This is a genomic window from Rhodanobacter sp. FW101-FHT13A11 (assembly GCF_058790335.1).
In genome coordinates, this window is record NZ_JBYTCN010000011.1 from 25,984 (window position 1) to 42,256 (window position 16,273).

Annotated in this window: 11 protein-coding genes; 5 read left to right on the top strand and 6 right to left on the bottom strand. The window is 70.1% G+C overall.

Annotated elements, in window-relative coordinates:
• Positions 1–10 precede the first annotated feature (10 nt).
• Together purD and AC3WRN_RS12990 are read left to right on the top strand one after the other, a co-directional pair.
• Positions 11–1,294: a phosphoribosylamine--glycine ligase gene (gene purD, locus AC3WRN_RS12985; RefSeq protein WP_492623286.1), complete on the top strand. Its 1,284-nt coding sequence runs from the start codon at positions 11–13 to the stop codon at positions 1,292–1,294.
• A 182-nt stretch (positions 1,295–1,476) separates the two neighbouring features.
• Positions 1,477–2,358 (top strand): YbaY family lipoprotein, encoded by an 882-nt coding sequence (locus AC3WRN_RS12990; protein WP_492623287.1) that lies wholly within the window; start codon positions 1,477–1,479, stop codon positions 2,356–2,358.
• A 70-nt stretch (positions 2,359–2,428) separates the two neighbouring features.
• Here AC3WRN_RS12990 and AC3WRN_RS12995 read toward each other — a convergent pair whose 3' ends face one another.
• The 4 genes from AC3WRN_RS12995 to mnmG all read right to left on the bottom strand — a co-directional run bounded on the left by AC3WRN_RS12995 (position 2,429) and on the right by mnmG (position 9,574).
• On the bottom strand, positions 2,429–4,276 hold the full coding sequence (locus AC3WRN_RS12995) for an autotransporter outer membrane beta-barrel domain-containing protein (protein WP_492623288.1): 1,848 nt from the start codon (positions 4,274–4,276) through the stop codon (positions 2,429–2,431).
• A 113-nt stretch (positions 4,277–4,389) separates the two neighbouring features.
• On the bottom strand, positions 4,390–6,714 hold the full coding sequence (locus AC3WRN_RS13000) for a Tex family protein (protein ID WP_492623289.1): 2,325 nt from the start codon (positions 6,712–6,714) through the stop codon (positions 4,390–4,392).
• 148 nt (positions 6,715–6,862) lie between these two features.
• Positions 6,863–7,633 carry an RDD family protein gene (locus AC3WRN_RS13005; RefSeq protein WP_068094394.1) on the bottom strand — a complete coding sequence of 257 codons (771 nt, stop codon included), beginning with the start codon at positions 7,631–7,633 and terminating at the stop codon, positions 6,863–6,865.
• Between the two features lie 63 nt (positions 7,634–7,696).
• A complete protein-coding gene (gene mnmG / locus AC3WRN_RS13010; RefSeq protein WP_492623290.1) occupies positions 7,697–9,574 on the bottom strand; it encodes a tRNA uridine-5-carboxymethylaminomethyl(34) synthesis enzyme MnmG in 1,878 nt (625 codons plus the stop codon).
• A 598-nt stretch (positions 9,575–10,172) separates the two neighbouring features.
• Here mnmG and AC3WRN_RS13015 point away from each other — a divergent pair.
• Positions 10,173–10,358 (top strand): hypothetical protein, encoded by a 186-nt coding sequence (locus tag AC3WRN_RS13015; RefSeq protein WP_492623291.1) that lies wholly within the window; start codon positions 10,173–10,175, stop codon positions 10,356–10,358.
• Between the two features lie 72 nt (positions 10,359–10,430).
• On the opposite strand, the gene pepN is transcribed toward AC3WRN_RS13015, so the two are convergent.
• Positions 10,431–13,085 carry an aminopeptidase N gene (gene pepN, locus AC3WRN_RS13020; protein ID WP_492623292.1) on the bottom strand — a complete coding sequence of 885 codons (2,655 nt, stop codon included), beginning with the start codon at positions 13,083–13,085 and terminating at the stop codon, positions 10,431–10,433.
• A 70-nt stretch (positions 13,086–13,155) separates the two neighbouring features.
• Here pepN and AC3WRN_RS13025 point away from each other — a divergent pair, with 70 nt between their 5' ends.
• Both AC3WRN_RS13025 and AC3WRN_RS13030 read left to right on the top strand, forming a co-directional pair.
• The gene (locus AC3WRN_RS13025; protein ID WP_492623293.1) at positions 13,156–14,157 is read left to right on the top strand and encodes an aldose 1-epimerase; all 1,002 of its coding nucleotides are present in this window, start codon (positions 13,156–13,158) and stop codon (positions 14,155–14,157) included.
• Positions 14,157–15,104: a pyridoxal-phosphate dependent enzyme gene (locus tag AC3WRN_RS13030; RefSeq protein ID WP_492623294.1), complete on the top strand. Its 948-nt coding sequence runs from the start codon at positions 14,157–14,159 to the stop codon at positions 15,102–15,104. The genes AC3WRN_RS13025 and AC3WRN_RS13030 overlap by 1 nt, the downstream gene beginning before the upstream one ends.
• 10 nt (positions 15,105–15,114) lie before the next feature.
• On the opposite strand, the gene AC3WRN_RS13035 is transcribed toward AC3WRN_RS13030, so the two are convergent.
• Complete coding sequence (locus AC3WRN_RS13035) at positions 15,115–16,242, bottom strand: sterol desaturase family protein (RefSeq protein ID WP_492623295.1); 1,128 nt, start codon at positions 16,240–16,242, stop codon at positions 15,115–15,117.
• Positions 16,243–16,273 lie beyond the last annotated feature (31 nt).

The window sequence follows — 16,273 nt, forward strand, 5'->3', positions numbered from 1 at the left end:
GAGTGCAGGCATGAAGGTTCTGGTCATCGGCGGCGGCGGGCGCGAGCACGCGCTGGCGTGGAAGCTCAGGCAGTCGCCGCAGGTCGACGAGGTGATCGTGGCGCCCGGCAACGCCGGCACCGCGCGCGAGCCCAAGATGCGCAATGCCGACGTCGCGATGAACGACATCGACGGCCTGTTGCAGCTGGCCCGGCGCGAGAAGGTCGGCCTGACCGTGGTCGGCCCCGAGGTGCCGCTGGTGGCCGGCGTGGTCGACAAGTTCCGTGCCGCCGGCCTGCGCATCTTCGGGCCCCGTGCGATTGCCGCGCAGCTGGAGGGCTCCAAGGCGTTCGCCAAGGATTTCCTGCAGCGGCACAACATTCCCACTGCGCACTACGCGGTGTTCACCGAACTGGCTCCGGCGCTGGCCTACGTGCGCAAGCATGGCGCGCCGATCGTGATCAAGGCCGACGGCCTTGCCGCCGGCAAGGGCGTGGTGGTGGCGCTGACCCCGGCCGATGCGGAGCTGGCGCTGCACGACATGCTCGGCGCGCACGCCTTCGGTGACGCCTCGGCGCGGGTGGTGGTCGAGGAATTCCTCGACGGCGAGGAAGCCAGCTACATCGTGATGAGCGACGGCCAGCACGCGCTGCCGATGGCTTCCAGCCAGGACCACAAGCGCCGCGACGAGGGCGACCTCGGCCCGAACACCGGCGGCATGGGCGCGTATTCGCCGGCACCGGTGGTCACGCCGGAAGTCGAGCGGCGGATCCTCGAGGAAGTGATCGAGCCGACCCTGCGCGGCATGGCGGCCGAGGGCGCGCCCTTCATCGGCTTCCTCTACGCCGGCCTGATGATCGACAAGTCGGGCGCGCCGAAGGTGATCGAGTTCAATGTGCGCTTCGGCGATCCGGAAACCCAGCCGATCATGCTGCGCCTGAAATCGGACCTGGTCGAACTGATCGACGCGGCGCTGGACGGCCGGCTGGCGCAGACCGCGGCGCGCTGGGATGCGCGCCCGGCGATCGGCGTGGTCATGGCGGCCGGCGGCTATCCGGGCCGGGTGCGCATGGGCGACGTGGTCGAGGGCCTCGACGCGCCGATGGATGCCGAGGTGAAGGTGTTCCACGCCGGTACCCGCCTCGACGGGCAGGGCCGCACGGTCACCGCCGGAGGCCGCGTGCTGACCGTGTGTGCGCTGGGCGGCGACCTGGCCGCGGCACGCGAGAGTGCCTACGCCGCGATCGGCCGCATCCGCTACGACGGCGCATTCTGCCGCCGCGACATCGCGCACCTGGCCTTGCGCCGCCGCTGACCCGGCCTGCCCGCGGGCGGCGTCGCGCGTTGCGTACGCCGGCGCATGGCAGGCCATCGGATGGGTTGACTTTTCCGTGTCGCCATTTTTGGGCTATGCTAGAAACTTCCCCCGCGTAGATGTCGTGGCGCAGAGCGCCTGAACGATCTCGTGCTTGTTTTCACCCAGATTTGAGGTTTCCCATGCGCAAGACGTTTTTGTCGCTGATGTCCGTTGCTGCACTGGCGCTGGCTGGCTGCAACAACGCGTCCAACTCGACGCAGCCGGCGGAGTCCAAGGCGCCCGCGTCCGCCAACACGGCCGGCGCGACCGCCCAGGTGCCCAGCCAGGTAAGCGGCACGATCTCGCTGCGCGCCGGCTCGCCGACGCCTTCGGACAAGGCCACCCTGGTGGTGAACCTGGTCGACGTCTCGTCCACCGCCGTGGGTTCCGCCCCGCTGGCCAGCAAGACGGCACCGGCCGGTACCTTCCCGCAGTCGTTCACGCTGACCTTCAACCCGGCCGAGGTGAAGTCGAGCGACCTGTACGTGATCCAGGCAACCCTCACCGACGGCGATCGCAAGTACGTGATGCCGATCCAGGCGCCAGTGCTGGCCAAGGGTAGCAAGAACGACGGCGTGGCGATCGAACTGGCCGCCGAGCAGACGCCCAGCGAGAAGCTGATGGCCGGGTTCAATGAAGTGAAGGCGCAGCTCGGCGGCATGAAGATCAGCCACGGCACCAAGCTGGAGAGCAACGACTCGCGCGGCTGGCAGCTGTTCCGCCAGGCTGGCGAGGTGAAGTTCATCCGCGAGGAAGTCGACTACGGCGACAAGGGCTACACCAGCACCGACTACGCGTACAAGAACGGCAACCCGTGGGTGATCGTGCAGGAGACCAAGGCCAGCCGCGATGGCAAGCCGAGCGCGACCGATCGTGCGGGCTGGAGCGAGGACGGCTCGCTGGTGCTGAAGCAGCACCAGGCCGGCAGCGGCGTGCAGGCGCTGGATGACGCCGCCGCGGCGACCATGAGGAAGCAGGCCATGGAGATTCTCAGCCTGGCCACCGGCGGCAAGAACAAGTAAGCCGTCCTGACCTCCGGACAACAAAAAGCCGCCGGTTTCCCGGCGGCTTTTTCGTTGCGGGTCGGCCGGCTCAGAACATGACCTTGAAGCCCATGTTGAAGCTGTTGTACTTCTGGCTGCCGTCGCTGAAGCGGCCGTTGTAGCCGATCCAGCTGGTGACGCTCGGGGTCAGCTTGGCGGACAGGCCGAGGTCGACCGAACCCCAGTTCCGGTCCGGCGTGAAGCCGGGCAGGGCGAACGTGCCGTTCATGCTGTTCAGGCCGGCGCTGACCATGCGCGGACCGGCCTTGTCGTCGTGGTTCCACGCCAGCTCGGCGAACGGCGAAAGCACGGTGTTGCCGACGTTCCAGTCGCCCTGCAGGCGCCAGCCGAGGGTGGCGATCAGCGCGTCGCGCTGCTGCCGTCCGAACCACATCGCGCTGCTGTCGTTGCCGCTCTCGTTGTAGCCGCTGACCTTGACGGTCTGCCACTCGACGGTGGCGAACGGGCCGGTGCGCAGGCTGCTCACGTCGAACCACCAGCCGCCGGTGAGGCCGCCGCCCAGGTGCGTGCCATCGGTCTTGCCGCTTTCGGTGCGCCGGGCCGTACCGACGTCGATGTGGCGATTGATGTTCTTGAAATTGGATTGGCCGAAATCCGCGTAACCGCCGATGTAGCCGCCGCCGACGTGGTAGGTGAGATAGCCCAGCGCGCTGATGTCCTGCATCGTGTAGCCGCCGCGGCCGCCGGAGAAATCGGCGTTGTTGCGGCCGATGCCGAGCGCGAGGCCGGCCGAGAGGTTGTCGCTCGCGCGGGCGTCCGCGCCGAGGGTGAGGTTGAAGTTGTCGCTGCGGGTCTTCGGCGAGCTGTTGCTGGCATCGAAGCGCTGCATGCCGTAGTCGATGTTGACGAAGGCGCGGGTCTCGCCGCCGGTGCTGTCCATCAGCATCTGCTTGCGCACCACGCGGCCCTGCACGGTGGTGGACGACAGCGGCGCCTCGCCGAGCATCGAGATCTGCTCCGGCGCGTGGATCGTCGCGAGCACGTACTGGCCGAGCATCGCGTGGACGGCGGCGGTCGGGTGCACGCCGTCGGCGAACAGGTAGGTCTGGTTGGTGCCCGGCGCATAGGTGTACGGCAGGCCCGAGCCCTGCGGGCCGCATTGCACCGAGCTGGAGCCGGCGCCGCAGGCCGGGGCGGTGACGTTGCTGAGACCGTAGGCGGACGGGTTGGCGACCACCTCGTTGAGCAGCGCGTAGGTGTTCACCGGGATCACGTTCAGGCCGTTGCCGCTGAGCTGGCCGAGGCCGCTGCTGAGCACGCCGTTGTAGAGCACGGCGAGCTGGGTGGCCCCGGCCTGTGCGGCGGGGCCGCCGGCGGCGGCCGACGGGGTCAAGCCGAGATTGGGCAGGTTGTAGACCACCACGTACTTCGCGCCGGCGGCCTGCAGGCCGTTGAGCAGGCCGAGTTCGGTCTGTGCCGCCTTGACGGCGCCGGCGGCGATCGCGTTCGGGTCGGTCAGCGCGCCGCTCAGGTAGAAGATGTCGTTCGCCCCGCCCCAGACCTGGTACAGGGCACGGGAGTCGGCCTTGCCGCCGCTCGCGCCCAGGTACATCTGCAGCTGTTGCGGGATGGTCGGCACGGCGGCCACGTTGTTGACGAAGCCGGCGCCGCCCCAGGCGAAGTCGGTGCCGCCGGCGACCGACGGCTTCAGCGTGAAGCCGAGGCCCGCTGCCACGTTTTCCGCCGCGGTGAGGCCCGGATTGGTGGTGAAGCGCAGCGGTGGCTGGATGCCGGGCGCGGAGGCCAGCGAGATGTTGCCGCCGTCGCTGAGGCTGTCGCCGAAGACGATGACGTTGCTGAAATCGGCGGCCGCAGCGGCCGTGCTGAACAGCAGGGCGGTGGCGATGGCGCCAGCCAGATGGCGGGTACGTAGCATGCTGACACTCCTGGACCGGGATGATCCTGTTAGCTGGATGTTACGTTACGGCATTCCATACGGAACCGCATGCTGCAGTGCATCGCCGCCGTGCGCGAGGCTGCGCGGCGGGTTCAGCGCTTGATCGCGCGCGTCAGCGCATCGGCGAACGCACTGTTGGCCGGGATGGGCGCGGGCTTCGGGGCGGTGCCGCCCGGGCGCGGGCCGCGACCGTCGCGCTGGCCGCCGTGGGCATCGCCGCTGCCCGGCCGGCCGCCGCGCGCCCGGCCCGGTTCGTCGTCCAGCCGCATGCTGAGGCCGATGCGCTGGCGCGGCAGGTCCACCTCCATCACCTTGACCTTGACGATGTCGCCGGCCTTCACCGCGTCGCGCGGATCCTTGACGAAGGTGTGGGACAGCGCGGAGACGTGGACCAGGCCGTCCTGGTGCACGCCGATGTCGACGAACGCGCCGAACGCGGCCACGTTGGTGACGCGGCCTTCGAGGATCATGCCGGGCTTGAGGTCCTTCACGTCCTCGACGCCCTCGGCGAAGCTCGGGGCGACGAACGCCGGGCGCGGATCGCGGCCGGGCTTCTCCAGTTCCTTGAGGATGTCGCGTACGGTCGGCACGCCGAACTTGTCGTCGGTGAACTGCTCGGGCTTGAGGCCACGCAGGAAGCCGCTGTCGCCGATGATGTGGCGCACCTCGCGGCCGCACTGCGCGATGATCCGCTCGACCACCGGGTAGGCTTCCGGATGCACCGCGCTGGCGTCCAGCGGGTTGTCGCCGTTCGGCACGCGCAGGAAGCCGGCGCACTGCTCGAACGCCTTGTCGCCGAGGCGCGGCACCTTCAGCAGCGCCTTGCGGTTCGGGAACGGGCCGTTCGCGTCGCGGTGCTTCACCACGTTCTCGGCCACCGACGACGACAGGCCGGCCACGCGCGAGAGCAGCGCGGCCGAAGCGGTGTTCACGTCCACGCCCACCGCGTTGACGCAGTCCTCGACCTTGGCGTCCAGCGCGCGCGCCAGCTTCACCTGGTTGACGTCGTGCTGGTACTGGCCCACGCCGATCGCCTTCGGCTCGATCTTCACCAGCTCGGCCAGCGGATCCTGCAGCCGGCGCGCGATCGAGACGGCGCCGCGCAGGCTCACGTCGAGCGCGGGGAATTCCTTCGCCGCGGTTTCGGAAGCCGAATACACCGAGGCGCCGGCCTCGCTCACCACGATCTTCGACAGCTTCGCCTCGGGCAGCTTCCTGATCAGCTCGCCGGCCAGCTTGTCGGTCTCGCGCGAGGCGGTGCCGTTGCCGATCGCGATCAGGTCCACGCCGTGCTGCCGGCAGAGTTTCGCCAGCGACACCAGCGATTCGTTCCACTGCCGGCGCGGCTCGTGCGGGTAGATCGTGTCGGTGGCGAGCAGCTTGCCGGTGGCATCGACCACCGCGACCTTGCAGCCGGTACGGATGCCGGGGTCCAGCCCCATCACCGTCTTCGCGCCGGCCGGCGCGGCCAGCATCAGGTCCTTCAGGTTGTCGCCGAACACGCGGATCGCCTCGTCCTCGGCGCCTTCGCGCACGCGGCCGAACAGGTCCAGCGTGAGGTGCAGGTGCAGCTTCACGCGCCAGGTCAGGCGCACCGCCTCGCGCAGCCACGCGTCCGCGGCGCGGCCGCGATCATGGATGCCCGCGTGCGCGGCCACGCGGCCCTCGCCCTCGGCGTGGCCCTGCTCGCTGTCCGCGGCGGGCGCGAGTTCGAGTTCGATCACGCCCTCGTTGCGCGCGCGCATCAGCGCCAGCAGGCGGTGCGAGGGAATCTTCGCGATCGGCTCGACGTGGTCGAAGTAGTCGCGGAACTTGGCGCCTTCGCTCTCCTTGCCTTCGACCACCTTGGCGCGGATCTGCCCCTGCGCCCACAGCCAGTCGCGCAGCTCGCCGACCAGGTGCGCGTCTTCGGCGATGGCCTCCATCAGGATCGCGCGGGCGCCGTCCAGCGCGGCGCGCACGTCGGCGACACCCTTGTCCGCATCGACGAAGGCTTCGGCGAACGTTTCCGGCGCGCGCGTGGGGTCCTCGCGCAGGCCCAGCGCCAGCGGCTCCAGCCCGGCCTCGCGGGCGATCTGTGCCTTGGTGCGGCGCTTCGGCTTGTACGGCAGGTACAGATCCTCCAGCCGCGCCTTGGTGTCGGCGGCGAGCAGGTCGGCCTTCAGCGCATCGCCGAGCTTGCCCTGTTCCTCGACGCTGGCCAGGATCGCGGCGCGGCGCTCTTCCAGTTCGCGCAGGTAGCGCAGGCGTTCCTCCAGCAGGCGCAGCTGGGTGTCGTCGAGGCCGCCGGTGACCTCCTTGCGGTAGCGCGCGATGAACGGCACGGTGGCGCCGCCGTCGAGCAGGCCGATCGCCGCCCGCACCTGTTCGGTCTTCGCGGCGATGTCGTTGGCAATGCGTTGTTCGATGCTGAGCATGAGTGGCTTTCGATTCCTTGCGGCCGTGCGTGGCGTCGGGTGAAGAGGGTCAAGCCGTCGATAATAACAAGTGGTTGCGGGCGCGCCGTCGCACAAACGAGAACGGCGCCGCGGATCGACCGCGGCGCCGTGATGGGGGCTCGCCGGATCAGGCGCTGAACGAGTTGCCGTTGCCGGACGCGGCCTGGTTCGGCTTGAACTCGCTGGCGCGGCCGTTCAGCACCAGCGTGCCTGCGATCATGTCGTGCAGACCCTGCTTGCGCTGGGTCCATGCCACCATCAGGAAGCCGACGCCCAGGATGATGGCGCTGAGGAATTTGGCGAAGTAGCGGCCGAGTGCGCGCGGGAAGCTGATCCGGCGCCCTTCCAGGTCGGTGACCCGGATGCCCAGCGCCAGCTTGCCCAGCGTGCCCTGCCAGGCCGAGCTTTCGCACACGGCGAAATACAGCACGCCGAGCACGAGGATCAGCAGCATGGCCGGCCACATCGCGGAGTAGTAGTGCATGTTCGCCGCCATCATGGCGTCGGCGTTGCCGGCTGCGTCGAGCGTGGCCTGCTGCAGCGCCGCCTTGGCGGCATCGCCGCCGAAGGCTTTCTCGATCAGCACCTGCGGGATGTACAGCACGATCGCGTCGAGGATGTAGGCGGCCGCGCGCTTCCAGAAGCCGGCATGGTCCTCCAGCGCGACGGCGGTGGTCTGCGGCAGCAGGGGGACGGCCGGTGCGGCGTAGGGGTTGGCGGCGGCAGGCGTCGCGGCGGCCGCGTCGGGGAACAGCACCGACAGCGGCTGCCAGTCGGCGAGGCCTTCGTGCCAGGCCAGGTCCGCCGGGCTCAGCTGGCCGCTGCGCAGCCACTGGCGCACGTCGTCTTCCTTGTACGGGCCATGCCGTTCGCCGTCGCGGCCGATCCAGATTTCCATGCGTGCGTTCCCGTGTTGGTCAAGGTGCGCATGATGCCATGAGCGGATTGCCGCGCGGGCGGCTCAGGCGGCGTCGCGGCGCTTCAGGTGCACCAGCAGCAGCGAAATCGCGGCAGGGGTGACGCCGCCGACACGCGCGGCCTGGCCGACCGTGGCCGGCAACGCGCGCTTCAGTTTCAGCAGCACTTCGGCCGACAGGCCGCGCACCTTGTCGTAGTCGAAGCCGGCGGGAATCGCCAGGTGCTCGTGCCGGCGCTGGCGCTCGATCTCCTCGCGCTGGCGCTCGAGATAGCCGGCGTACTTCGCCTGCACCTCGACCTGCGCGGCGACGTCGTCGCGCTCGACCGCCGGGCCCAGCTCGGGCACGCCGGCGAGCTTGGCGTAATCGAGCTCGGGCCGGCGCAGCAGGTCGATGGCGCTGGTCTCGCGGCTGACCGCGATGCCGAGCCGGCGCTCGACCGCCGCGCCGCGTGCGTTCGCCGGGGCCACCCACAACGCGCCGAGGCGCTGCAGTTCGCGTTCGACCGCGTCGCGCTTGGCGCGCATCGCGTCGAAGCGCACCTGCGGCACCACGCCCAGCTCGAAACCCTTTTCGGTGAGGCGCAGGTCGGCGTTGTCCTCGCGCAGGTGCAGCCGGTATTCGGCGCGCGAGGTGAACATGCGGTACGGCTCGATGGTGCCGTTGCTGGTGAGGTCGTCGATCAGCACGCCGATGTACGCCTCGTCGCGACGCGGATGCCACGGCGCCTTGCCCTGCACCGCCAGCGCGGCGTTGAGGCCGGCGACCAGGCCCTGCGCGGCGGCCTCCTCGTAGCCGGTGGTGCCGTTGATCTGGCCGGCGAAGTACAGGCCGGTAATCGCCTTCGTCTCCAGCCACGGGTGGAGTCCGCGCGGGTCGAAGTAGTCGTACTCGATCGCGTAGCCGGGGCGGGTGATGTGGGCGTGCTCGAAGCCCCTGATCGACTGCACCAGCGCAAGCTGCACGTCGTACGGCAGCGAGGTGGAAATGCCGTTCGGGTAGATCTCGAACGTGTCCAGCCCTTCCGGCTCGATGAAGATCTGGTGCGATGATTTCTCGGCGAAGCGCACCACCTTGTCCTCGATCGAGGGGCAGTAGCGCGGGCCGACGCCCTCGATCTGGCCGGTGTACAGCGGCGAGCGGTCCAGCGCGCCGCGGATGATCTGGTGGGTGCGTTCGCTGGTGTGGGTGATCCAGCAGCTGACCTGGCGCGGGTGCTCGTCGCGCGCGCCGAGGTAGGAGAACACCGGTGCCGGCGCGTCGCCGGGCTGCTCTTCCAGTCCGCTGAAGTCGATGCTGCGCCGGTCGATACGCGGCGGCGTGCCGGTCTTCAGGCGGTCGGCGGCGACCGGCAGCTCGCGCAGTTTCGCCGCCAGCGTGCTGGCCGGCGGATCGCCGGCGCGGCCGCCGGCGTACTGCGCCTGGCCGATGTGGATCTTGCCGGCGAGGAAGGTGCCGGCGGTGAGCACCACGCAGGTTGCGCCGAACGAGAGTCCCATCTGGGTGACCACGCCGCAGACGCGGCCGCCCTCGATGGCCAGGTCGTCCACCGCCTGCTGGAACAGTTCGAGGTTCGGCTGGGTTTCCACCATGCGGCGGATCGCCGCCTTGTACAGCGCGCGATCGGCCTGGCAGCGGGTGGCGCGCACGGCCGGGCCCTTCGACGCGTTCAGCGTGCGCCACTGGATGCCGGCGCGGTCGGCCGCGTGCGCCATCGCGCCGCCCAGCGCGTCGATTTCCTTCACCAGGTGCCCCTTGCCGATGCCGCCGATCGCCGGGTTGCAGCTCATCTGGCCGATCGTCTCGATGTTGTGGCTGAGCAGCAGCGTGCGCGCACCGGCGCGCGCGGCGGCCAGCGCGGCCTCGGTGCCGGCGTGGCCGCCGCCGATCACGATGACGTCGTAGTGGGTCGGGTGGCGCATCGGGCTGACCTGGGCGTGCAAAAAGTGACGAAACGGGGCGCCATGGTAGCGCCATCAAGGTCTTGCGAGCTGATCCGGGCAACTGGCACGCTTCCTGCTTCAAGGAAGTCAGCACTTTCATGGGCAGACGCTGCGCGACCACGCGCGCCGAGATCGGACGGACAGGGGTTCGATCGCGTACCAGGAAAGGAAGCAAGACGGCACCCTTCGGGGTGCCGTCGCCATTTTGTGCCGCCGGAGAATCCGGCAAACGCCACAAAGACGAGGCCCCGCGGCTTGGCAGCCGCGGGGCCTCGTGCTTGTAGATCTGGCGCCCGGCGGTCTCAGGAACAGGGGGAATCCAGGATGACCGTATTGCCGAGCGCCAGAAACCGGAAATCTGCTGGCGCGCACCGCCGTATTGCCGCGGAACGTGGAAGCGATAATCGCCGCGAATGCGTGAACATGGGGTGACTGAAAAGGGATTTTCTGCCCGATCGCGGCAGCTGATGACGTGTTGCGTCAGTCGCGTGATGAATAGCGCGGACGGGTCGTGATGGACGTCACAGATGGCACGGCGGTTGCATCCGTTTCCTCGTCAGCCTAGCGAGGGTTCGCCATGGACACCAGCCGCGATTTCCAACCGGTTTATCCGTACCACGACCTGCTGGTCGAACTCGGCCAGGTCGAGATGGCCATTGAGGGTCTGGGCGGGCGCGAGGAGAGCGAGCGCAACGCGCTGCAGCCGGACCTGGAGTCGCGCATGCAGAGCCTGCTCGACGCCCTCGATCATCTGGCCGTCTGAATCCGGCCATCCGCCGCATGGGTGAGCGGGGCGCCACGGGCCTGCGCAGCGGCCCGATGGCGCCGCGGCCGCTCAGTGGTTCAGCACGCTGTCGACGATCTCGGCCAGGTTGCGGGAGAGTCCATGGTGCCGGGCCAGTTCCGCGATCGCCGCATGCGCCGCTTCGCGCCGCCGCGGCTCCAGCCGCTGCCAGCCATTGAACGCCGTGGCCAGCCGCGCCGCCACCTGCGGGTTCAGGGCATCCAGCGCCACCAGCCGCTCGGCCAGCAGGCGGTAGCCGGCGCCGTCGATGCGGTGGAAGCCGCTGGGGTTGTTGCGCACGAACGCGCCCAGCAGTGATTGCACCCGGTTCGGGTTCTTCAGCGTGAACGCGGCATCGCGCTCCAGCATCCGCACGCGCTCCAGCGCCGGCTCGCCCGGCAACTGCACCTGCACCGCGAACCACTTGTCCAGCGCCAGCGCGTTGCCGGCGTGGCGCTCGCGGTAGTCGCGCAGCGCCGCGGCGGCCTGCGGCGCGTCGTTGCGCACCAGCACGGCCAGCGCGGCCAGCCGGTCGGTCATGCCAGGCGCGTCGCGGTACTGGGCGGCGGCCAGTTCGCCGGCACCGGCGTGGTCGACCAGGGCGAGCAGTTCCAGCATGCGGCGCTTCAGTCGGCGGCGCGCCTGGCTCGATGCGTCGAGCTCGATACCGGTGTGCGCGGCCAGCGCGGCATACCGTCGGCGCAAGGCTTCCGCGCCCAGCCGCTCGGCCAGCCGCCGCTGCAATTCCTGGCGCAATTGATGGATGCGCTGCGGGTCGATCGCGGTTTCGCGTTCGGCCAGCTCGATCTCGCCCGGCGGGGTGAGCAGGTCGGCCAGCAACGCGTCGTCGATGACGGCGTTGCCGAACAGCCGGGCCTGTGCATCGCACCAGGCTTGCAGGGCGGTGTCGTCGCTGCCGTCGCGCAGGTTCTCGTAGGCGCGCGTGGCCAGCTGCTGGCCCGCCTCCCAGCGGTTGAAGCCGTCGACGTCGTGGGCCAGCAGCAGCGCCAGTTCGTCCGGCGTGTAGTCGCATTCCAGGATCACCGGCGCGGAGAAGCCGCGCAGCAGCGACGGTACCGGCGCGGTGGCGACGTTGGTAAAGACGAAGCTCCGCTCGGCCCGGTCCAGCACCACCACCTGCTCGGTGACGGATTTGGACGTCTGGCCGTCCAGATGCAGCGGCAGCATGCCGCCGTGCGGCGCGAACAGCGCCAGCTTCACCGGGATCGGCAACGGCGGCCGGGCTTCGGTCGCGGCTACGCCGGCCATGTGCTGGGCCAGCGTCAGCGTGTAGGTGTGGTTGGCCGCGTCGTAGCGGCCCTGCGCCTTCAGCCGCGGCGTGCCGGCCTGGGCGTACCAGGCGAGGTAGGGCGTGAGATCGGTGCCGTTCGCCTCGCCCAGCGCGCCGAGGAAATCCTCCAACGTGGCGGCGCGGCCGTCGTTGCGCTCGAAGTAGCGGTCCATGCCGCGGCGGAAGCCGTCCCGGCCCAGCGCGCCGGCCAGCATGCGCACCAGCTCGGCGCCCTTCTCGTACACCGTGGCGGTGTAGAAGTTGTTGATCTCGCTGTACTGCGCCGGACGCACCGGGTGCGCCAGAGGGCCGGCGTCCTCGGGGAACTGCGCGCGACGCAGCAGGGCGACGTCCTCGATCCGTTTCAGCGGCGCCGAGTTCATGTCGGCCGAGAAGCTCTGCTCGCGGAACACCGTGAGTCCTTCCTTCAGGCTGAGCTGGAACCAGTCGCGGCAGGTGACGCGGTTGCCGCTCCAGTTGTGGAAGTACTCGTGCGCCACCACCGCCTCGACGTGACGGTACTCCTCGTCGGTGGTCGAGTCGGGCGCGGCCAGCAGGCACTTCGCGTTGAAGATGTTGAGGCCCTTGTTCTCCATCGCGCCCATGTTGAAGTCGTGGGTGGCGACCACGTGGAACACGTCGAGGTCGTAGTTGCGGCCGTAGGCCTGCTCGTCCCAGCGCATCGCGCGCTCCAGCGCATCCATCGCGTAGTGGCAGCGCCCGATCGCGTCGGCCTCGGCCCAGATCTTCAGCGTGACCGCGCGGCCGTCGGCGGTGACGTAGTCGCGCTCGATCACTTCCAGACGGCCGGCGACCAGGGCGAACAGGTAGCTTGGCTTGGGATGCGGGTCGACGAAGCGCGCCCAGTGCCGGCCGCCCTCCAGCTCGCCGGCGCCGTCCGGGTTGCCGCCGGCCAGCAGCACCGGGAAGCGGGTGCGGTCGGCGCGCAGGGTGATCGTGTAGCGCGACAGCACGTCGGGCCGGTCGGCGAAGAAGGTGATGTGGCGGAAGCCTTCGGCCTCGCACTGGGTCAGCAGGAAGCCGGTCTCGCGCGAGCCTGACAGGTACAGGCCCTCCAGCGCGGTGTTCGCCGCCGGGCGCAGCCGCACGCGGGTCTCCAGCACGCTGCCGTCGCGGGCGCCGTCCACTTCCAGCACGCTGCCGTCGTAGCGGTACGCGCTGGCGGGCAACGGCCTGCCGTCGAGCGCGATCGACAGCAGCTGCAGGCCCTCGCCGTCCAGCCGCAGCGGCGTGTCCTGCGCGGGGTCTCGGCGCAGCTGCAGGCGCGCCAGCACTTCGCTGGCGTCGATGCCGAGGTCGACCTCCAGCTCGACCGCCTCGACCCGCCAGGCGGGCGCGCGGTAGTCGCGGAGGCGGATCAGGCCCGAAGTGGCTGGTTGCGGCAGTGCATGCATGGGGGGAGAACACGGAGGAATGGGGACTGGTCAGGGTAACATGGGGTGTTTCAGCCGCCGGAGAACCCCCGTGGATGCGACGCGATATGCCGCCGGACATGACCGTCTCGGCGAGCGGGAAATCGTGGTGCTGGCCGAGGCCGGCGCCGGCCGGCGCGTGCGCATCGCGCGACGCGGAGCGGCCCTGCTCAGCTTCGAGGCGAACGTTGCCGGAGTCGCGCGCGATCTCGCCGACGGCTACCGCGATGCGGCCGAAGTCGCCGCCCGCGCGGGCTCGCGCTTCGCGATCATGGCGCCGTTCGCCGGGCGCATCGCCGATGCGCGCTACCGCTTCGATGGCCAACTGCAGGATCTGCAGCCCGGCGTGACCGGCGCCGCGCGGGCCAGTCGGCATGGCTTCGTGCGCGACGTGGATTTCGACATCGCGGCGCTGGACGCGGACGACGGCCGCGCGCAGGCCACCCTGGCCACCCGCGCGATCCGCCCGCAGCCCGGCTACCCGCATGCGATCGACCTCGCCGTGACGTTCACCCTGGATGACGGCGGCCTCACCCTTGAGGCATGCATGCGCAATGTTGGTGATCGCGCTGCGCCGTGTTTCTTCGGCTGGCATCCGTATTTCCGCGTGGCCGACGGCGAGGTCGACGACTGGCAGCTGCAGATTCCCGCGCAGACCCTGATTCGCACCGGCGCCGACCTGATCGCGCTGGACGGGACGGAAGCGTACGTGGCGCTGGACGATGCGCCGGCGCTGGATTTCCGCGAGCCGCGGCGGATCGGCGACAGCATCATCGATCAGGGCTATACCGACCTCGAAGCCGATGCCGACGGACGCGTCCGCACCCGCCTGCGCGACCCCGCCAGCGGCTTCGGCATCGCGGTGTGGCAGGAGCGCGGCGTGCTGCACGCGTTCACCGCCGACACGGTGAGCCGCGATGCGCGGCGCGCGGTCGCGCTGGAGCCGATGGAGTGCATGGCCGACGCGTTCAACCGGCCCGAGTGCGCGGCGGCGGTCCGGCTCGAACCCGGCGCCGAGCGCCGCTTCCGTTGTGGCGTGGAGATCGTTTCGTGATGGATGCCTTGCCCGATTTCGCGCAGATTCTCGACGCCGCCGCGCGGATCGCGCCGTACGCCAGTGTCACGCCGGTGCTGCGCAGTGCAATGCTGGACGCCCTGAGCGGCGCAGAGCTGCACTTCAAGTGCGAGAACCTGCAGCGCGGCGGCGCGTTCAAGTTCCGCGGCGCCTGCAACGCGGTGTGGTCGCTCAGCGACGGGCAGGCCGCGCGCGGCGTGGTCACCCACTCCTCCGGCAACCACGGCAACGCGCTGGCGCTGGCCGCCGCCACCCGCGGCATCGCCGCGCACGTGGTGGTGCCGGAAGGCGCGGTGCGCGCCAAGCTCGAGGCGATCGAGCGCGCCGGCGCGGTGCTGCACCGCTGCGCGCCGACCCAGGCCGCGCGCGAGGCGAAGTGCGCCGAGGTGCAGCGCGCCACCGGCGCCGAGCTGGTGCACCCGTATGCCGACACCCGCGTGATGGCGGGCCAGGGCACCCTCGCGCTGGAGCTGCTGCAGCAGGTGCCGGGGCTGGACGCGCTGGTCACCCCGGTCGGCGGCGGCGGCCTGGCCAGCGGCGTGGCGATCGCCGCGCACGGCGTCGACCCGGCGCTGGCGCTGTTCGGCGCGGAGCCGCTCGGTGCCGACGATGCGGCGCGCTCGCTGGCGCAGGGCAGCCGGGTCACCCGCGTGGTGCCCGACACGGTCTGCGACGGCCTGCGCGCGCTGGTCGGCGAGCGCAATCTCGACGCGCTGCGCACGCACCGCGTGGAAGCGATCACCGTCAGCGACGCGGAAACCGTCGCCGCGATGCGCCTGTTGTGGTCGGAGCTGAAGCAGGTGGTGGAAGTGTCCAGCGCCACCGTGCTGGCGGCGGTGCTGCAGCAGCGCGAGCGCTTCGCCGGCCGCCGCGTGGGCCTGGTGCTGACCGGCGGCAACGTGGATCTCGACGCGCTGCCGTGGTGAATCCGGGCGCTCAGGCCGTGGCGGATTCCTCGATGGCCGCGTTGCCCGCGGCCACTCCGGCCGGGGCGGGGTGGGCGCTGCCGCCCGGCAGGTGGTGCGCCAGCGCGTGCAGGTCGAGCTGGGCCACCGGGATCGGGCGATAGCTCACCGGATCGAACGCCACCTCGCCCGGCTTCCAGCCGTCCAGCGTGCGCACCGCGCCCCAGAAGCGCCTCAGCGCGGCCCAGTGCAGGCCGACCAGGCCGTAGTTGTTGTCGGCGTCCACCACCGGATCGCCCACGCCGGTGGGGCGCGCCGGCTCGCCGTACAGCGCGGTGCCGAACAGCACGTCCCATACCGACAGCACCTGGCCGAAGTTGCAGTTGTGCAGGCCGGGCCGCTCCGGATCCACCAGCATGTGGTGCAGGCGATGGAAGCGCGGGTCGACGAACACGCGCTGGAACATCCGGCCGAAGCCGACGCGGGTGTTGGTGTGCGAGAAGTTCTGCACCAGCTCGCCGATCAGCATCAGCCAGGCGAACTCGTCCGGGTCCACGCCGATCGCCAGGCCCACCGTGGCGAGGATCATCGACTGGATGAAGCCGTCCACCAGGCTGCCGCGGTCGTTGGTCCAGCAGTTCATCTGGCGCGTGCTGTGGTGCATGCTGTGCAGTGCCCACCACCACGGCAGCGCGTGCTGGGTGCGGTGCATCCAGTAGTACGTGAAGTCGTAGACCACGTAGTACACCGCGAACAGCGTATACGGATGGTCGTTGAACCACGGCACCAGCGCCTTCAGCGCCAGCGGCGAGCCGGTGCCCGTGGCGCCGGGGTCGGCGCCGCCGAACAGGTGGCTGAACGGCATCAGCACCAGGTAGGTGAACAGCGGGAAGATGCCCAGCAGCATCAGCAGCGTGTAGTTGCGGTCCACCAGGGTGAGCTTGCGGTCCGCCCACTTTTCCGCCGGGAAGAAGGTCTCCAGCGGCCGGAACACGAAGCCGATGATGGCGATCTGCAGCGCGGCGATCAGCAGCGCGGCGGCGATGTCGCGCGGGTCGCCGGTCAGTCCGTCCAGACGCAGCGCATCCAGCACCGGCACCACGGCATGGCCGCTCAGCCAGCTGACCAGGTGAGCCCACCACAGGGAGAGATCGAACATCGGCTTTTCTGCGAATCCGGTAGGGGCGCAT